Source organism: Pseudoalteromonas sp. SR43-5 (assembly GCF_014163835.1).
Classification (GTDB): domain Bacteria; phylum Pseudomonadota; class Gammaproteobacteria; order Enterobacterales; family Alteromonadaceae; genus Pseudoalteromonas; species Pseudoalteromonas distincta.
Genome location: NZ_JACJEA010000029.1, coordinates 25,155 through 43,801 on the forward strand (window position 1 = coordinate 25,155; position 18,647 = coordinate 43,801).

At 40.6% G+C, this 18,647-nt stretch carries 16 protein-coding genes; 10 read left to right on the plus strand and 6 right to left on the minus strand.

Annotated features, from left to right (window positions below):
- Window positions 1-14 precede the first annotated feature (14 nt).
- The 4 genes from H5090_RS15955 (at window position 15) to H5090_RS15970 (ending at window position 2,917) form a co-directional block, all read left to right on the plus strand.
- Entirely contained in the window at window positions 15-542 is a 528-nt protein-coding gene (locus tag H5090_RS15955; protein WP_024596311.1) for an SPOR domain-containing protein, read from the plus strand.
- A gap of 79 nt (window positions 543-621) precedes the next feature.
- Window positions 622-1,140: an ATP-dependent protease subunit HslV gene (gene hslV, locus H5090_RS15960; protein ID WP_002958366.1), complete on the plus strand. Its 519-nt coding sequence runs from the start codon at window positions 622-624 to the stop codon at window positions 1,138-1,140.
- An 11-nt stretch (window positions 1,141-1,151) separates the two neighbouring features.
- Window positions 1,152-2,480 carry an HslU--HslV peptidase ATPase subunit gene (gene hslU / locus H5090_RS15965; RefSeq protein ID WP_024596310.1) on the plus strand — a complete coding sequence of 443 codons (1,329 nt, stop codon included), beginning with the start codon at window positions 1,152-1,154 and terminating at the stop codon, window positions 2,478-2,480.
- Between the two features lie 62 nt (window positions 2,481-2,542).
- Window positions 2,543-2,917: a gamma-butyrobetaine hydroxylase-like domain-containing protein gene (locus tag H5090_RS15970; RefSeq protein WP_002958364.1), complete on the plus strand. Its 375-nt coding sequence runs from the start codon at window positions 2,543-2,545 to the stop codon at window positions 2,915-2,917.
- Window positions 2,918-2,946: 29 nt separating this feature from the next.
- Here H5090_RS15970 and H5090_RS15975 read toward each other — a convergent pair whose 3' ends face one another.
- The 3 genes from H5090_RS15975 to H5090_RS15985 form a co-directional block, all read right to left on the minus strand.
- Window positions 2,947-4,827, minus strand: a complete 1,881-nt coding sequence (locus H5090_RS15975; RefSeq protein ID WP_165723718.1) for a methyl-accepting chemotaxis protein — start codon at window positions 4,825-4,827, stop codon at window positions 2,947-2,949.
- A gap of 109 nt (window positions 4,828-4,936) precedes the next feature.
- Complete coding sequence (locus H5090_RS15980) at window positions 4,937-5,968, minus strand: MJ1255/VC2487 family glycosyltransferase (RefSeq protein ID WP_002958362.1); 1,032 nt, start codon at window positions 5,966-5,968, stop codon at window positions 4,937-4,939.
- Entirely contained in the window at window positions 5,965-6,504 is a 540-nt protein-coding gene (locus tag H5090_RS15985) for a phosphatase PAP2 family protein (protein WP_024596307.1), read from the minus strand. Before H5090_RS15985 ends, H5090_RS15980 begins: the two co-directional genes overlap by 4 nt.
- A gap of 201 nt (window positions 6,505-6,705) precedes the next feature.
- Here H5090_RS15985 and rraA point away from each other — a divergent pair, with 201 nt between their 5' ends.
- Together rraA and H5090_RS15995 are read left to right on the plus strand one after the other, a co-directional pair.
- Window positions 6,706-7,203 (plus strand): ribonuclease E activity regulator RraA, encoded by a 498-nt coding sequence (gene rraA / locus H5090_RS15990; protein WP_002959955.1) that lies wholly within the window; start codon window positions 6,706-6,708, stop codon window positions 7,201-7,203.
- A 1-nt stretch (window position 7,204) separates the two neighbouring features.
- Window positions 7,205-8,254 carry a formimidoylglutamase gene (locus tag H5090_RS15995; RefSeq protein WP_165723716.1) on the plus strand — a complete coding sequence of 350 codons (1,050 nt, stop codon included), beginning with the start codon at window positions 7,205-7,207 and terminating at the stop codon, window positions 8,252-8,254.
- Here the strand turns inward: H5090_RS15995 and H5090_RS16000 are convergent.
- Both H5090_RS16000 and hutI read right to left on the minus strand, forming a co-directional pair.
- On the minus strand, window positions 8,251-9,915 hold the full coding sequence (locus H5090_RS16000; RefSeq protein WP_182696203.1) for an EAL domain-containing protein: 1,665 nt from the start codon (window positions 9,913-9,915) through the stop codon (window positions 8,251-8,253). The genes H5090_RS15995 and H5090_RS16000 overlap by 4 nt on opposite strands.
- Window positions 9,916-10,035: 120 nt before the next feature.
- Window positions 10,036-11,283, minus strand: a complete 1,248-nt coding sequence (gene hutI / locus H5090_RS16005; protein ID WP_182696196.1) for an imidazolonepropionase — start codon at window positions 11,281-11,283, stop codon at window positions 10,036-10,038.
- Window positions 11,284-11,402: 119 nt separating this feature from the next.
- On the opposite strand from hutI, the gene hutC reads away from it, so the two are divergent.
- From hutC to hutH, 3 genes are all read left to right on the plus strand, one after another.
- The gene (gene hutC / locus H5090_RS16010) at window positions 11,403-12,110 is read left to right on the plus strand and encodes a histidine utilization repressor (RefSeq protein WP_002959947.1); all 708 of its coding nucleotides are present in this window, start codon (window positions 11,403-11,405) and stop codon (window positions 12,108-12,110) included.
- Between the two features lie 66 nt (window positions 12,111-12,176).
- Entirely contained in the window at window positions 12,177-13,850 is a 1,674-nt protein-coding gene (gene hutU / locus H5090_RS16015; protein ID WP_182696197.1) for a urocanate hydratase, read from the plus strand.
- Between the two features lie 2 nt (window positions 13,851-13,852).
- Window positions 13,853-15,388, plus strand: coding sequence for a histidine ammonia-lyase (gene hutH / locus H5090_RS16020; protein WP_182696198.1), 1,536 nt, complete (start codon window positions 13,853-13,855; stop codon window positions 15,386-15,388).
- Here hutH and H5090_RS16025 read toward each other — a convergent pair.
- Window positions 15,385-16,155, minus strand: coding sequence for an NADP-binding protein (locus H5090_RS16025; RefSeq protein WP_182696199.1), 771 nt, complete (start codon window positions 16,153-16,155; stop codon window positions 15,385-15,387). The two genes, hutH and H5090_RS16025, sit on opposite strands and share 4 nt — an antisense overlap.
- A 116-nt stretch (window positions 16,156-16,271) precedes the next feature.
- On the opposite strand from H5090_RS16025, the gene H5090_RS16030 reads away from it, so the two are divergent.
- Window positions 16,272-18,299 (plus strand): methyl-accepting chemotaxis protein, encoded by a 2,028-nt coding sequence (locus H5090_RS16030; RefSeq protein WP_182682813.1) that lies wholly within the window; start codon window positions 16,272-16,274, stop codon window positions 18,297-18,299.
- Window positions 18,300-18,647: the final 348 nt, after the last annotated feature.

Genomic DNA, 18,647 nt, shown 5'->3' on the forward strand with positions numbered 1-18,647 from the left:
GCCAAAATAACACCATGGCACAGCACGATTATATTAACAAAAAGCCTGCAGGCAGAAACAGTAAAAAAAACGCACCCGCTAAAAAACCATTTCCTATTCTTTTAGCTGTCATAGCCATCTTACTCGTCGGTGGTTTTGCTTATACATTATGGTTTATTAAAAGTAATGCAGATCCAAAACTTGTCGAAAAACAAGCAAACCCCACTGCGCCCGCAAAAGTAGAAGTGGTTATTCCACGCACACCAGAGTTTATTAAAGAAATTAGAAACCACGAGATTCAAGTTGAAGTGAAAGAACTTGAGCAAAAAGGTCCTTACGTTATGCAGTGTGGTTCGTTTAAAACCCACGCACAAGCGGAATCGCTAAAAGCTAAAATAGCATTTGCAGGCCTCATTTCTGAAATAAAACAGGCTGAAGGCAGCAATGGTACTTGGTATAAAGTGCGCTTAGGCCCATATAAAACCAAACGCCAAGCCGAAAGTGATAAAAACAAACTTAAACGTGTAAAAATAGTCGGCTGCGGAATTTGGGGCTGGACTTGAAAATAAACCATTCACCCATATAACCTCTTCATAATCGTTTTTTACGAGTTGCCTCTGCAGCTCGATGATGAGGAATAACATGACTACTATCGTAAGTGTACGCCGTGGCGACAAGGTTGTAATTGGCGGCGATGGCCAAGTGTCTCTTGGTAATACCGTAATGAAGGGCAACGCCCGCAAAGTTCGACGTCTTTATAATGGCAAAGTAATCGCTGGTTTTGCCGGCGGTACTGCTGATGCCTTCACTCTTTTCGAACGCTTTGAAAGCAAATTAGAAATGCACCAAGGAAACCTAACTAAAGCCGCAGTAGAAATGGCTAAAGATTGGCGCAGCGACCGTGCACTTCGAAAACTCGAAGCGCTGCTCGCTGTAGCAGACGAAACAGCCTCTTTAATTATTACCGGTAATGGCGATGTGGTTCAACCTGAAAACGACCTAATTGCAATTGGCAGTGGTGGTAACTTTGCACAATCAGCTGCAACCGCCCTTTTAGAAAATACAGATTTAAGCGCTCGTGAAATAGTAGAGAAAAGCTTAACTATTGCAGGCAACATCTGCGTATTTACTAATAACTTCCAAACAATCGAAGAATTATAATAGGAACTATCATGTCTGATATGACCCCAAGAGAAATTGTTCACGAGCTAGATCAGCACATTATAGGTCAGGCTAAAGCAAAAAAAGCAGTGGCTATCGCACTTCGTAACCGCTGGCGCCGCATGCAACTCAAAGAAGATTTACGCAGCGAAGTAACACCAAAAAACATTTTAATGATTGGTCCAACCGGTGTAGGTAAAACAGAAATTGCCCGCCGATTAGCAAAACTTGCTAACGCACCCTTTATTAAAGTAGAAGCGACTAAGTTCACTGAAGTTGGCTATGTTGGTAAAGAAGTTGAGACTATCATCCGCGATTTAGTCGATGTATCAATTAAAATGACTCGCGAACAGCAGACTAAGAAATTTAAACATCGCGCCGAAGAAGCAGCAGAAGAGCGCATTTTAGATGCCCTTTTACCACCAGCGAAAGATCAATACGGCGAAACGCAGCGTGATGATAACTCATCAACTCGCCAAACGTTCCGTAAAAAGCTACGTGAAGGTCAGCTAGATGATAAAGAAATTGAAATCGATTTAGCACAAGCACAACCAAACGTAGAAATTATGGCGCCTCCTGGTATGGAAGATATGACCAACCAGCTACAAAGCATGTTTCAAAACATGGGCGGCGATAAGCGCACTAAGCGTAAACTAAAAATCAAAGAAGCCTTCAAACTATTAACGGAAGAAGAAGCCGCTAAATTAGTAAATCCTGAAGAGCTAAAAGAGCAAGCTATTTTTGCAGTAGAGCAAAACGGTATTGTGTTTATTGATGAAATAGACAAAATTTGTAAGCGCGGCGATTCTTCAGGTCCAGATGTGAGCCGAGAAGGTGTTCAGCGCGACTTACTACCGCTAATTGAAGGTTCAACTGTAAATACTAAGCACGGAATGGTTAAAACTGACCATATGCTGTTTATTGCCTCTGGTGCGTTTCAGATGGCAAAGCCATCAGATATGATCCCAGAGCTACAGGGCCGCTTACCGATTCGAGTAGAACTTGAAGCACTTACTGCAGATGACTTTAAACGCATCCTTACAGAGCCTCATGCATCGCTTACCGAGCAACAACGAGAGCTGCTTAAAACTGAGCAGGTATCGATTGAGTTTAGCGACGATGCAATTGAACGTATTGCCAAAGCAGCTTGGCAAGTTAACGAGAAAACCGAAAACATCGGTGCTCGTCGTTTACACACTGTAATGGAAAGATTGATGGAAGAAATTTCATACGACGCTTCTGAAAAAGCAGGCTCGTCATTAGTAATCGACGCCGCTTATGTTGAGAAACACTTAGGTGCACTTGTTGAAGATGAAGACTTAAGCCGCTTTATTCTATAAAACGAATATAAACGTTATACTAAAAGCCTCCAGATTGGGGGCTTTTTAATGGGATATATTAAATGAAACACGTAACAAAAGTGCATTACCACAGTGTAAGTAAAAATCTAGATGTTTACTTTGATGATGACAGTAAAGCTGTATTTAGCTGTGAGTTTTTACGTGTACACTCTCCTTCAGCTGAAGTGCAGGGCCATGGCTCTGGCCCAATGAAGCTAGTACTTAATAAGCAAGCTGTAGGAATAAAAAGTATTGTACCTGTTGGGCATTACGCACTTCGTTTAGATTTTGACGATGGCCATAACAGCGGACTATTTAGCTGGCGCTACTTTGAAAAACTACAACAGCAACAAGATACATTGTGGAGTGAATATTTAGCGCGGGTAACTGAACACGAAAAAAGTAAAGATAGCGTGCCTATAAAATTTGTTCCTTAAACTTTGTAGGCCCGTTCTATTAAGCGTTATTAAACCTTAAATTTATCAATTGCAGTGAACAGAACGCGAGCCTGCTCAGAGACTTCTTCACTTGTTTGCGCATTGTTAGCAGCGTGTTCAGTTGCGTCTTGTGCAATATCGCGAATTCTTACTACATTTTTATTAACCTCTGACGCCACTTGGCTTTGCTCATCAATAGCAACCGCTATTTGAGAGCTCATTTCCATTATTGTTTGTACATCTTCAGTAATTGCGCCTAATAGCTCACCTGCTTTAATTGCTTGCGAGGCACTTTCATCACCTTGAGAGCGACATTTGTGCATAATACTCACCACTTCTTGAGTACGCTGCTGTAAGGTACTTATAATACCTTCAATCTCACTTGTAGACTCTTGAGTACGCTTTGCTAATGAACGAACCTCATCTGCAACAACAGCAAAACCACGACCATACTCACCAGCACGGGCCGCTTCTATTGCCGCATTAAGTGCAAGTAAATTTGTTTGATCTGCAATTCCTCGAATTACATCAAGCACTGAACCAATTGTTTCACCATCTTTTTCAAGTTGCGACACTACATTTGATGCATTCCCCAGCGAATCAGATAGGGCCCTAATGTGCTTAACGGTAGAATCTACTTCACTACGCCCTTGTTGTGCACTTAAATTTGTTGACTCTGCTTTTTTCGCAGCCGCCTCAGTATTATGTGAAATATCCTGAATCGTCGCCTGCATTTCGGTGGCTGCCGTTGCAACCATGTCGGCTTCATGTAGTTGCTCTTGCATACCAGAGCTTGTTGCTGCGGTACTTTGTGATAAATGCTCTGTTGCTACATTAAGCGTGTTTAAAGCACCATTAACTTCGTTAATTAAGTTCTTAAAATCGCCTATTAAGCTATTAAAGTCGACCGTCATGGTGGTAATTTCGTCTTTACCAGTTTGCTCTATCATCACGCTCAAATCATTATTACGACGAATATCGTTAATGGTGTGATAAACCCGCTCAATAGGTACAATAATGGAGTGGCTTGTAAAATAAACGAGTGCTAATACAATCACACCTGCAATCACAAATACCAAAATAGCTAAAAATTGAGCCTGCTCTACACTTTGCTCTACTTGTAACTTAGTGTCTTTAACGATTTTAGAAACAATGGCGTCGCTTTTATCTACACTGTCACGCATTACTCCAAGTGCGCCTGACTCAAGATCTAGCCCTAGCTTAGTTTGCGCCTGCACAAGTGTTTGAAATTCGCTTTGGTATATATCAATCAAAGGATTAATTTGTGCTTTATAGTCGCTTGGCAGCTGTGCTGCAGCTACCTGCTGCTTAAATGTATTAATTCCCTCATTAAAACGCCCTAGGTACTTAATATCAAATCTCAGCATGAAATCTTTTTCTGAGCGTCTTAGTTGCAGCATTGACGACAGCAGTTGGTAATTTTGCTGCTCTTTTAATAGTTGCTCAACTTCATGAACCGAGCTTCTAAGCTTGCCATATAACCCGTCGGTCGGGGTTAAACCAATCTCTTTTTGAAGCTTAACAACAGTTTCAAAATCATTATTATAGCTATTTATTAGTTGCTCAAAGCGCTGGACCTGCTCCTGTGCGATACTTTGGTTAGCCATTAACTGTTGTAACTTTTTTACTTTATCACTTAACTGCTCAAAATCCGTTTCAAATGCAGTTAACGCGTCTTCTTGTTTATAAAACAAAAAGTTTTTTTCATGTTTACGCAATGCTAATGCATGTACGTTGAGCTCTTCTGCTAATTGAATAGTCTTGTTTAAGCTCAAGGTTGTACGTGATTCAAAAATAATCACGCATAAAAGGACCACCATTGCTAAACCAACAACGACTGCGTTTAGTTGTAAACGTCGTTTAATTGTTAAGTTTTGTAAAAAATTCATCGCTAACGCCTTTTTTAAATATGCATTTGTATTATAGCTAATAGATCAACAGCGACTAATTAATTTAACTTTTTATTATTGGTAATTCTAAACAGTTTAAATGTGATGGCTATAAGGCGACACTATCCCACAAACCTTTATGTAACGATTGTGTGTTATTCCATTGTTGTTTAACCAACCAATCAATTAAAGGCGCGGGATCGCTGGGGTAATTTATTTGCTTGTTTTGCGGCGCGCTATTCCAATCATCAAGGGCTTGTGGGTTTAAATAGTTCATAACATGCGCCATGCCCATGGCAAATAAAGTTTGTGCATTTGCTGCTTGCTCAAACTGACCATCTAAAGGCTTTAATAGTAACTTTTTACCTAACTTAAGCGCTTCACTGGCAAGCTCAAATCCCGCATTACCAATAACGCCACTTGTGTTTGCTAAGTCGTTTAAAAAGCCAGAACGTGAAGGGGCTCGTAAATGTATATGTCCAAAAGACTGATTGCTGGCATTTGGGTGATAGCAATAAAATTCTTTTTCGGGAAAGTCTTTTAAATAATCAACAACGCTATCTAAGTTTTCGAAAGGTAAATATACCAATACCTTGTTCATTACTGCTACAGGGTTGTCGTGATTATGATGAGCAATAAAAGGCGGTATTATATTATTTGCAAATGGTTGCCAGTGCACGCCTAAGTAGGTAGTCGCTGGTGCATAATGCTTGATAAGTGATTTTCTCAGTACGCCACGACCAAACATAGGTACGTTATCTGACAAAAATGCTGCTTGGTGACTAATGCCAATAACGGGTATACCTGCCCGTTTTGCAGCCCATGCTGTCACAGGCTCAAAGTCGTTAAGTACAAAATCGTACTGTTTTATCTCAAGCGATTTTATATCACTCACCAACTTACAAATTCGCATGTTTTTAAGTGTTTTTAAATTTTTAACTTGCCCATTTTCAGTGCTAAACGACAAACCACGATACGCTTTATAATCTGAGAATTCGTGCATATCAAAGTAATCTTTATTTGCGCGCCCTGAAAACACATAATCAACATCAATACCGAGCTTATTAAAGCAGCTTGCCATAACCCGAGCGCGCGTTATATGACCATTACCGGTACCTTGTACTCCATACAATATTTTCATGCAGGCACCACGAGTGCTAACGCAAATAAACCACAAAAACTACCAATCGTTGCGCCTATTATAATATCAGCAGGAAAGTGCACACCCAATACCACACGAGACATAGCAACGCCGGTAGCCCAACTAAATAGTAGTAATGCATATTCTGGGAAAAAATGGCTTAATATAATTGCCACTAAAAAGGCTGCAGCACTGTGACCCGATGGTAAACTAAATTTATCGCTTGGTACTATATAGGCATTTGTTACTAAGCAGTCGCATGGACGGATCCGAGCAAATCTATTTTTAGCTAGTAGGTAAATAGGTCTTTCTATAGCAAAACCAATTAATATAGTGACAGGCAATAATTGGTGCTGTTCATTATTACTAAGCCACCACACTGCTAAGCATATTAATATATAAAGCCCACCATCACCGCTTTTAGACAAACCAAAGGCCATTGTTTTAAACCACCTCGGTGAATTGCAATTAAACAAAGTTAAAAATAATTGCTCATCTATCTGAGTTACCTTTTTAAGCATATTATTATTCATCACCATCCCTCATCGCATAACATATGAACACCGATTTAGCTTATGTGTTGTAAATAACAATTGAGTGACGCTTTTAATACACTATTATTGCGATTAATGATTTAGCGCTTGTTTTGCCTAAATTTACTGCGATTAAGTCGTTGTTATTGCTTATAAGGAGGGTATACTGAGATATAAATTAATGTACCTTTTGAGGATAAAATAATGGATTACAGCACTTCTGATTTATGCGACCACTTTGCTGACGTGGTTGACGTGCTAGAGCCTATGTTCATCAACTTTGGTGGTCGACACAGCTTTGGTGGCCGCATTAAAACGGTTAAATGTTTTGAAAATAATGAACTCATCCGCGAATTACTTTCTCAAGATGGTACAGACCTAGTACTTCTTATTGATGGTGGCGGCTCAACTCGTCGCGCACTAATCGACATTGAACTGGCTGAGCTAGCACTTGAAAACAACTGGAATGGTATTGTTGTTTACGGCGCAGTACGCCACGTTGATGAGCTTGAAGAGCTTGATTTAGGCATTCAAGCAATTGCTTCAATCCCTGTTGCAGCCGACAGCGAAGGAGCTGGTGAAGATGCTATAGGCGTTAACTTTGCTGGGGTATCATTTTTTGATGACGACTTTATTTATGCTGATAGCACAGGCATTGTTTTATCTGCAGAAGAATTAGAGTTGGAAGTTGTAGAAGTATAACGTGACTTCCCATTTAAAAGTATATGATGAAAGCGCGGTTAGAACACTTTGCTCTACCCGCGCAAATGAGAAAAAAGCATGGCAATCAATGGCCTTGCTCGACACCCAAGTAAACCTGCAACAAGCACTTGTTGACGCTGCTCAATTTGGTATCCGCTATGTACTTCTGGGTATTTGCGAAGATATCGGCCCAAAAGCAAACTTAGGAAATGGCGGTGCAAACGAAGCATGGCCGGCTTTTTTAAAACGCTTTTTAAACCAACCTCACAATCAATTTATTGCCACTCAAAAAGTGCTTTTATTGGGTGAAGTTAATACTGATGATTTAATGGCGCAAAGCAACCAGCTTAATAATCAGCAAGGCCAGCAGTTAACTCAATTACGAGATTTATGCCAACAGCTTGATGAACGCGTAGAGTCGGTATTGAGCCTTATTTTTAAAGCAGGGCTTGAGCCAATCGTTATTGGCGGAGGTCATAACAATTGCTTGGGAATTATCCGTGCCCTGAGTAAGTCAAAAAATACACCTATTAATGCTATCAACTTTGACCCTCATGCCGACTTTAGAGAATGTGAAGGTCGCCATAGCGGCAATGGCTTTCGCTACGCTTATAACGAGCAACATCTAAGTAATTACCACGTTATTGGCTTACATGAGATAAAAAACAATCAAGCAATTATAGATGCAATGAGTGAAGCTAACTTTACGTTTGATAGCTATCAATCAATACAAGTTAAGCGAAAAACTACACTCACGCAGGCAATTGAAAACGCATTAAGTAATTTTAACGATTTACCACTGGGTATTGAAGTTGATTTAGATAGTATTACTTACATGCCGGTGAGTGCGTACACATGTTGCGGATTTAGTGTGAATGACACTGAGCACTTTGTGCATTTAGCAGCAAACCATCGCGACTCTAAGTACTTACATTTATGTGAAGCAGCGCCTAGCCAGCACCCTAACGGAGTTGAGGCCGGTGCTGCCCATGTAGGACAAGTGATCAGTGCACTTGTGAATAGCTATCTACAAGCCAAAGAAAACACTTAGCGCTGTTGAACTAATCGCCACTCTTTTAGCCAGCTCATTAAACCAATACTACTTAGCGGGTGACCAAAGTAATAACCTTGGGCAGCATAACCTTTTAAGCTTTTTACAAACTTAAGTTGCTCAAGTGTTTCTACCCCTTCAAAAATCACTTTTGTTTTTTGTTGGTTATGCATTTCAACCATTCCGCTAACTAAACTGCGTATATTATTTTGATTACTAAAGTCAGCAGTCAGTGAAGGTGAAACCTTAATATACTCTACCGCTAAGCTTGGTAACTTAGAAAGCAGTACCGGGTTATCACCAAGTCCATCAACACATACTTTTAAGCCTATGTTATTAAGCCTTGCGATCATGCCTCTGCCTTTATCATCTAGTCCCGCAAAAATATGCAAAGGGCATTCAACAATTAAATCGCCAGCTTCCAAGTGATGCTCACTTAAAACAACATCAACAAATTCAATAAACTCTTCGTTAAGCATTTCAGGACCAAATACGTTAATGCTAAGCGGTATAGAAATACCTTCTATTCTAAGCGCCATTGCAAGCTCAGCAGCTCTCTCTATTACAAATTTAGCGAGTGGATAACCAAGCCCTGCAATTCTAATGTCGTCGATAAACCTGTTAGCGGATAAAATCCCTTGCTTAGGGTGCTGCCAACGCAGTAGTAATTCTAAAAACTCAATTTGACCGTTTTCGTTACAAATAATAGGCTGAAAATAAAGCTCTAACTCGCTCGAAAAATCAATATTTGCTAATTCCTTTAGTCGCGCTTGTTGCTCTCGCAATTCAATCATCATTTGTTGATGATAAGGCACAACCTTGCGATCTGGGTGGCTATCGAGTGCCAGATATGCGTACGATATTAAATTATCAAAGTTGTTATCTTGCTCATTACAATCAACATAACTCGCTCTCGCTTTTACTTCTACAGTGCAGTTAGCAACATTAAATGGCTTAAGCGTTGCACCCAGTATTTGGTCAATAACTAATTCATGTAAGTGTTTTTGATTCGCGAAACTACAAATAAATGCAAAGTTAAGACCCCCTAAGTGGGCTAGCTTTTCTTGTCCAGTTAAAGTCACTATTTCGTCACTTGAAAGTAGCTCTTTTATTCGATTAGCCGATTGCGCTAACAGTATATCGCCAAAGTCGCGTCCAATATGCTGGTTAACTTGCTCAAAGCCTTCAAGGCGAATAACGATTAACGCTGCGCTTATTTGTTTGTTGTCGCACCATGCATAGTAACCTTGGCGTAACTGTTTTCTATCTGCAAAAACTGAAAGCGGAGACTCTTCAACAAATGTATCACCTTCAGGTTCTGGCTCTATAACGACTTCTATTTCAGCGCTTTCATCATTTAAAAAGCCAACAATAGCTAATAATAATATTGCTAACACAACCCAAAATAGCGGAACTTCCAATAATAAATGAGCTGAAAATAGAACAACAAATAAAAGACCAGCCATTGAGCTGGTAATTATCATGCTCCAATTATTTCGCTCAAATGCTTGCCATAAGTGAAAACAAAACCCAAAGGCTAGTAAAATAGCAAGCCAAGCCGCACCGCTGCTTAAAATAGCTAAACCAACAGCAGCTGTGCATAAATAACTAAATTTAATACTGGTATTTTTAACAGCAAATAAAGTGGCGATCATCGCCATTAATAGTGCACCACTAAAAAATATTGGGAAATTACTGTCGGTTAGTATGTTCAAATTAACGGCATCCGTATTCGCTAAAAAAGTTTAAACCAAGTTATATGTGGGTAAAAATAATACAAACTAATTAATTCTACCCAAAATCCATAAATTTAACAGTTTATTTACGCCAAATTGGTAACTTAATTGTGATGGATGACTTATTTGCCAATGCGCAATATCAGCTCTTGCGCCAACCTTTAAAATACCACGGTCGTCTAAACCTAGTGCTTTAGCTGCATTTCGAGTAACACCAGCTAATGCTTGCTCAGGTGTTAATCTAAACAATGTGCATGCCATGTTCATCATCAAGTGCACTGAGCATAGTGGTGAAGTACCTGGGTTAAAATCACTCGCAATAGCTATAGGTACTTTATATTGATTAAGTAATTCAATAGGTGGGAATTTAGTTTCTCTTAAAAAATAAAATGCACCTGGCAATAATACCGCTACCGTCCCAGCGTCTGCCATGGCTTTTACACCCTCTTCATCTAGATGCTCAATATGATCCGCCGAAAGGCCATTAAACTGCGCCACCAGCTTAGCACCCTGTTGATTAGATAGCTGCTCAGCATGGCATTTTACTGGGAGGTTATGCTTTTTAGCCGCCTGGAAAACACGTTTGGTTTGCGAATAACTAAACCCAACATTTTCACAAAATACATCGACTGCATCAGCAAGATTATTAGCCACTACCTGATCAAGCATGTCAGTACACACTAAATCAATATATTCATCAGCACGGCCTTTGTATTCAGGCGGTAGAGCATGCGCCCCTAAAAAAGTAGTTTTAATATCAATAGGGTGATGTTGACCTAATAAACGAGCGACTTCTAATATTTTTATCTCATTTTCAGTATCTAGCCCATAACCAGACTTTATTTCAACGGTGGTTACACCTTCTTTTAATAACGTATTTAAGCGATCTTTTGCATCTACAAACAATTGTTCACGGTCGGCTGCTCTTGTGGCTTTAACCGTGCTTGCTATGCCACCGCCTTGTGCTGCGATTTGCTCATAGCTTACGCCTTGCAAACGCTGTTCAAACTCTTGCGATCTTGAACCTGCAAATACTAAGTGAGTATGGCAATCTACTAAGCCCGGCGTTAACCACTGTCCTTTTACACTCAATGTCGGCGTTGCAAACACATCAAAACTAGGCAATGTTGATTGCTCTCCAATCCACGCAATTTTACCATTTTTAATGGCTATAGCAGCATTTTCGATTGCGCCATAAGGGGCATTTATATTGCTATCCATAGTGGCAATATTGGCATCAGTTAAAAGTAAGTCGATTTCTTCTAACTCATAATTTTGTGTTGTGCTTTGCATTTTTTAGCCCTTTTTACGCCCAGAGTGATGAAAATATAGTCTAACAACCCATCTTGTATATACAAGATAATTGTGTCATCTTATTTATATAGTTTATTTTTAATGTAACCATAAATTTAATGACGACACCTAAATTTGCGCAAATAAAACAATTCATTGTTGATAAAATTCGCAGCGGTACGTGGCAAGAAAACCAACGTGTTCCCTCTGAAAACGAACTAAGTAGTCAATTTAGTGTAAGCAGGATGACAGCCCGCAGAGCACTAAGCGAATTAACCGAGGCAGGTATTTTAACCCGCAGCCAAGGGCTTGGTACATTTGTAGCTACATTTAAATCGCAGTCATCGTTACTTGAAATAAAAAATATTGCTGATGAAGTAAAAGAGCGTAACGGCAACTACACCTGTAGTGTACTCATACTCGAATCAATAAATGCAGTAGCACCTATTGCCATTGCACTTGGTGTTGAGGTTGACAGTGTTGTATATCGAAGTGTACTTGTGCATAACGAAAACGACAGCCCTTTGCAGCTAGAAGAGCGTTTTGTAAACCCTGCCCTTGCGACTGGCTACTTACAACAAGACTTTAGCATGCTTACACCTCATGAATATCTATCTAGTGTTGCCCCACTTACCCAAGCAAGGCATACAGTAGAGGCCATTATGCCAAACAGCGAAATGTGCCAATGGTTAAATTTATATAATGAAGAGCCATGCTTACAAGTAATCCGACGCACCTGGTCTGTTAAAGGCATTGTAAGCTTTGCGCGCCTTGTATCACCAGGCAGTAAATATCGCTTAGGTGGCCACTTAACATTTAAAAAATAACAAACAATAGCGCTTACTGCGCTTTTTTTATAACAAATCACCTTGTATATACAACAGGAGCAAAACATGAACAACCGACTCGACACAAGTCGCGTAATACGTGCACCTCTCGGAGATAAAATAAGTGCTAAAAGCTGGCAAACAGAAGCTGCTAAGCGCATGCTAATGAATAACTTAGACCCTGAAGTTGCAGAGCATCCTCATGCACTTGTTGTATATGGTGGTATTGGCCGAGCAGCTCGTGATTGGCCAAGTTATGACAAAATTATAGAAACCCTCGATAGGCTCGAAAGCGACGAAACCCTGCTTGTACAATCAGGAAAACCCGTTGGTGTATTTAAAACCCACTGTAATGCTCCTCGCGTGCTTATTGCTAACTCAAATCTTGTTCCACACTGGGCAAATTGGGAGCACTTTAACGAGCTCGATAAAAAAGGCTTGATGATGTACGGGCAAATGACGGCGGGTTCTTGGATCTATATTGGCTCGCAAGGCATAGTACAAGGAACTTACGAAACCTTTGTAGCTATGGCAAAGCAACATTTTGCAGGTAGCGCTAGTGGTAAATGGGTATTAACAGGTGGTCTTGGTGGTATGGGCGGTGCGCAACCACTTGCAGCTACAATGGCTGGGTTTAGTGCACTGGTTGTTGAATGTGATGAAAGCCGTATCGATTTTCGTATAAAAACAGGCTACGTTGATGTAAAAGCAACAAGTCTTGAACACGCACTGCAATTAGTAACCAATGCATGTGTTAAAGGTAAAGCCCTCTCAGTGGGTTTACTAGGTAACGCTGCCGATGTATTTAGTACACTGGTTAAAACAGGCATTACCCCTGATGTAGTCACAGATCAAACATCTGCTCACGATCCATTAAATGGTTACTTACCACAAGGCTGGACAATGGAGTACGCAGCAAAAATGCGTGAGCAAGATCCAAAAGCCGTAGTAAAAGCCGCTAAACAATCAATGGCAGTCCAAGTTAAAGCTATGCTAGCACTACAAAAAGCCGGTGCCGCCACTACTGATTACGGTAATAATATTCGTCAAATGGCGTTTGATGAGGGTGTTACCAACGCGTTTGATTTTCCTGGATTTGTGCCTGCATATATTCGCCCTTTATTTTGTGAAGGGATTGGACCATTTAGATGGGTAGCATTATCAGGCGACCCTGAAGATATATATAAAACCGACGCTAAAGTAAAAGAGCTTATTCCTGATGATGCACATTTGCATAACTGGCTTGATATGGCGCGGGAACGCATACAATTCCAAGGTTTACCTGCACGCATTTGCTGGGTTGGCCTAAAAGATAGAGCACGCCTTGCACTGGCCTTTAATGAAATGGTTAAAAATGGCGAACTTAAAGCCCCTATAGTTATTGGTCGCGATCACCTCGACTCTGGCTCAGTTGCCAGCCCTAACCGCGAAACAGAGAGCATGAAAGATGGCTCAGATGCAGTATCAGATTGGCCATTACTCAACGCACTGCTTAATACCGCAAGTGGCGCTACTTGGGTGTCGCTTCATCATGGTGGCGGTGTAGGAATGGGATTTAGTCAGCACTCTGGTGTAGTTATTGTTGCCGATGGTACTGATGAAGCTAAAGAGCGTATTGCTCGCGTACTGTGGAACGACCCTGCAACAGGTGTAATGCGCCATGCTGATGCCGGATACGACATAGCAAAAAACTGCGCTAAAGAACAAAATTTAGACCTACCTATGTTAAACGAGGAATGATCATGTTCGAACTTACTCTCACACCCGGATCACTTGATTTAAACACACTAAGAAAAATTAATAATTCACCGGTAAAGTTAAGCCTTGCAAAGCATGCCGAGTCGCAAATAGCAGCCAGCGCGCAAACCGTTCAAAACGTTATTAATGAACACCGCACTGTATACGGAATTAACACCGGCTTTGGATTATTAGCCAATACCAAAATTGCCGACGACGAACTTGAATTATTACAGCGCTCCATTGTACTTTCACACGCTGCGGGTATTGGCGAATACATGGATGACAGCACAGTAAGGTTAATGATCACCTTAAAAGTAAATTCGCTTTCACGTGGCTACTCGGGTATTCGCCTGCAAGTGATCCAATTTTTTATGCAGCTGCTTAGTAGCGAAGTATATCCATGCGTGCCTAAAAAAGGTTCCGTTGGGGCCTCGGGAGATTTAGCTCCTCTTGCACATATGTGTCTACCTTTATTAGCTGAAGGTCAAATGCGACATAAAGGAGAAATAATTAGCGCAGCACAAGGGTTAAAAATAGCGGGACTTGAACCCCTTACCCTTGCAGCCAAAGAAGGCTTAGCATTATTAAATGGCACACAAGCGTCGACTGCGTTTGCACTACAAGGCCTATTTAGAAGCGAGAACCTATATGCACAAAGCTGCGTTATCGGCTCGATAAGTATAGAAGCCGCAATGGGCAGTCGCGCGCCATTTGATGCACGTATTCATGAAATTCGCGGACAGCGCGGACAAATAGACACCGCTCAAGTATTTAGAGAGCTACTCGATACGCACTCTCAGATTAGTAACTCCCACGTCAATTGTGAAAAAGTACAAGACCCTTATTGCCTTCGCTGCCAGCCTCAAGTGCTAGGTGCTTGCCTAACTCAGATACGCCAAGCTGCAGAAGTGTTACTATGCGAGTCAAACGGTGTAACCGATAATCCGCTAGTTTTTGCCGATGTAGGCGACATAATATCGGGAGGAAACTTTCATGCAGAGCCCGTTGCAATGGCCGCTGACAACTTAGCAATCGCAATTGCAGAAATTGGCGCATTAGCAGAAAGGCGAATTGCATTACTTATCGATTCAAACCTATCCAAATTACCGCCATTTTTAGTTGAAAACGGCGGGGTAAATTCTGGATTTATGATTGCCCAAGTTACCGCAGCAGCGCTTGCATCAGAAAACAAATCATTAGCGCATCCGGCTTCGGTTGATAGCTTGCCTACATCTGCAAATCAAGAAGATCATGTTTCTATGGCAACCTTTGCAGCAAGGCGCTTAGATGAAATGGCCAATAATACCCAAGGTGTTTTGGCAATAGAATGGTTAGCATCGGTTCAAGGGCTAGAATTTAGAAAGCCGCTTGAACCATCAGATAAAGTGCAAAGCGCTAAAGCATTGTTACGCGAGCATGTAAGTTATTATGATAAAGACCGCTACTTTGCTCCCGATATCGAAGCTGCTAATACATTACTAAGTGAAGGTAAGCTATGCGACTTTATAGAGAGCAGTCCCCTGCCTTCAGCATATTAAATACCGTGCTGATAGCTAAACCCTAAGGCTTCAATGGCTGAGCCTAATATTTTTCGCTCAGCCGAATCAGTTCCTGTAAACGTTGGCATTTCACCACCATGTTGCTGACACTTCATCGCGTAGTATTCAGCTTTTGTGGGGTGCGCAGGATTAACCACATTATAAATATTTTGCCCTACTTGCCAGTGCTCTATCACCGCAAAAATAGCATTAATTACATCTTGTTGATGCACCATATTTACCACTTGCTCACTTGATGTATTGAGCTCTTTAGCTGCCACAAAACGCCCCGGCTCTCTATTAGGCCCTAGTAAGCCAGCTAAACGAAGTATTTTGCCATCTTGTTCAAGCACTTGCTCTTCAGCTTCGTAAAGCTTTATTTGGCGCTCGTTTGTGCATGAAATATCGCTACTTTCACTATATACACCAGGCTCTTGATCGTACACCCCGGTTGATGAGCACAATAAAAAGCCCTTTGCGTTTAGCTCCTTTGAAAGCTTAAGCGCTGCGGTGAGTGTTTCAGGATAATTACTTTCACTGTGTCTGCTACGTGGTGGAATAGCACATACCCAATAAGCATCTTGTAAATCAACTTGATGCCTTAATTGCCCATCTTCAAGTGTAAACTGACGCTCAAAGTCAAACTCGTGTATATCTGTTCTATGCGTTCCTTGTACTTGCCAGTCAGCTTTTTGTGCACTTACGCATAAAGCATGTCCTAACCAGCCTGCACCTAATACTACTAATTTATTACTTTTCTTTGTCATTTTTGTATAAGCCTTTATTTTAAACGCATAATTAGTTCTTTCTATCTAACTTTATAGAGATTTTAAGTAAGATATGATTAGATATAATTTCATAAATAATAAAAATATGTGTACTCATGCTAAATAATTTATCATTACGGAAGAAAATATTATTATTGATTGGTGGAACAATTACCGTTTTACTAATTATCGCCTCAACATTTTTTGTTAAACACATTGCCAATCTCTCTAGAGAAAACATAGAAAACGAAGCACAAAGTTATCTACAGACCGAGCAACTTTCAATGCAAAGTTACTTCGCGATGTACGGTAAAATGGTATCAACCTTTGTTAATAACCCACATTTAATCAACTTTTTTGAAAATTGGGATACACGCGATCAAGCACTCGAAAGCGCGCCAGGTTACAACGAAGTAAACCAAGACTTTGTGCGTTTAAGCTCAAATGACGAAAACATTTTATCGGCCTTTTTTGCCTCAGCAACCACCGGTGAATACTTTAAAGAAAACGAGCGTACAAGTCACTACAACGGCCAGCCTTATTACGCTTACAAGCGTGGGTGGTGGCAAGAAGCCATGCAAGTTAACAAGCTTTACGTAGGTCCAATCTCTGTTGATTTAACCACAGGCGTAGCATCCGCAGTAGTACAACAACCTGTTTATAACGCTCAGCGAAAACTCATTGGTATGGGCGGTGTTGATTTACAATTAAACAAAATTAACGACATGGTCGAAAATATTCGCTTTAACGGCCAAGGTTATGGATTTTTACTCGATGGTAATCAAAAAGTAGTTCATTTTTCAAAGGCCACTGGGCATAAACTTTCAATTACAGATGAAGGTGCAAACGGTAAAGAAGGGCTCGATGCGCTTGAGCAACAATTTACAAATACAGCAGGCTTTAAAGAGTTAAATACACAAATGCGAAATAACCTTGAAGGCAGCCAAATGGTTACTTTTAAAGGTGAGCAGTTTTATGTGGTTTACCATCGTCTGCAGCTAGAGCAGCCTTATATAGATTGGTATGTAGGTCTACTTATCCCAACTACTATGATTGAAGAGCCCGTAAATGCTGCAGTAACCGCTACAACAACGGCGGTAATTATTATCTTAATCATTATATTAGCCATGATTTTATGGGCTACCCACATGATTTCAAAACCCATTACAACGCTTACGCACATTATGCGTGATATAGCATCGGGCGAAGGCGATCTTACTCAAAAAATTTATATTAATAGTCAAGATGAAGTGGGACAGCTGGCCAACCACATGAACACTTTTATTGATAAGTTGCACGCCATGATGCTTGATACCGCAGCGCAAGCAGAACAACTAAGTAATGCAGCGGCCCAGCTAAGAAGTGTTTCTGAGAAAACAAATTCTGAAATTCAGCAAGAGAAACAGCAAGTTGATAGCGTGAGCGCAGCGGTAACTGAAATGGCGACTACTGTGCTTGAAATATCACGTAACGCACAACACACAAATAACGCAGCTGAAGAAGTACAAGCAATTACAGCTGAAGGAGCTAGCCGTTCTACACAGGCGCAAACAGTAATGACTGAACTGGCATTACATATTGGCGAAGCATCTAAAGTGGTTGCAGGTCTTGAGCAAGAAAGTAATAACATTGGTGCATTAGTCGATGTAATTAATTCCATTGCTGATCAAACCAACTTACTTGCACTTAATGCGGCCATAGAGGCTGCTCGTGCCGGTGAACACGGTAGAGGCTTTGCCGTTGTTGCTGATGAAGTACGTTCACTAGCAAGTCGCACACAAGAATCAACAGACGATATTCGAAATATGATTTCGCGCTTGCAGCAAATAGCTCAACAAGCCTCAGTAATGATGCAACAAGGACAAGATCAAACCGAGGGCTCAGTGCTTCAAACTAAAGAAGTGCTTAGCTCACTTCACAATATTGCGCAGTCGGTTACTAAAGTACAAGACCAAAGTCATCAAATAGCCACATCTACCGAGGAGCAAACTGTTGTTGCTGAAGATATTAATACGAGCCTTTCTGCAATTAATAACTTAGTGAACAGTACCGCTGACCATGCGCACACCCTCGCTGACGAAGCTCGTGACTTAAGTGATTTAGCTGCGGCGCTTAACAAAACGGTTAATCAATTTAAATTATAAAACATGTATTTAATAGTTGTGTTTAAGCGTAAAACTTAAGCGCAACTATAACCCTTGTTTTTAATTTATTTAGCACCATATCTTTACAGTTCGCTGCTATTTTTACTGTAATTGAGTAATACAAAGTGATTTTTACGAACCAGATCAAATTTTTCGATTTTATACACCGATCTTTTTATTGAGATAGTTTGTTGTTTGGCAGAGTCTGGTATAGTAGCGCACGTAATAAACAGTGCTTTTTGAACGGTTTAATACAAAATTGCTAATTAATATGTTCTAAGTGTTACTTAAAAGCACATATTAATTACCAATTGTTAAAAATGGGTTAGCCGATACTCGGCTGACAAA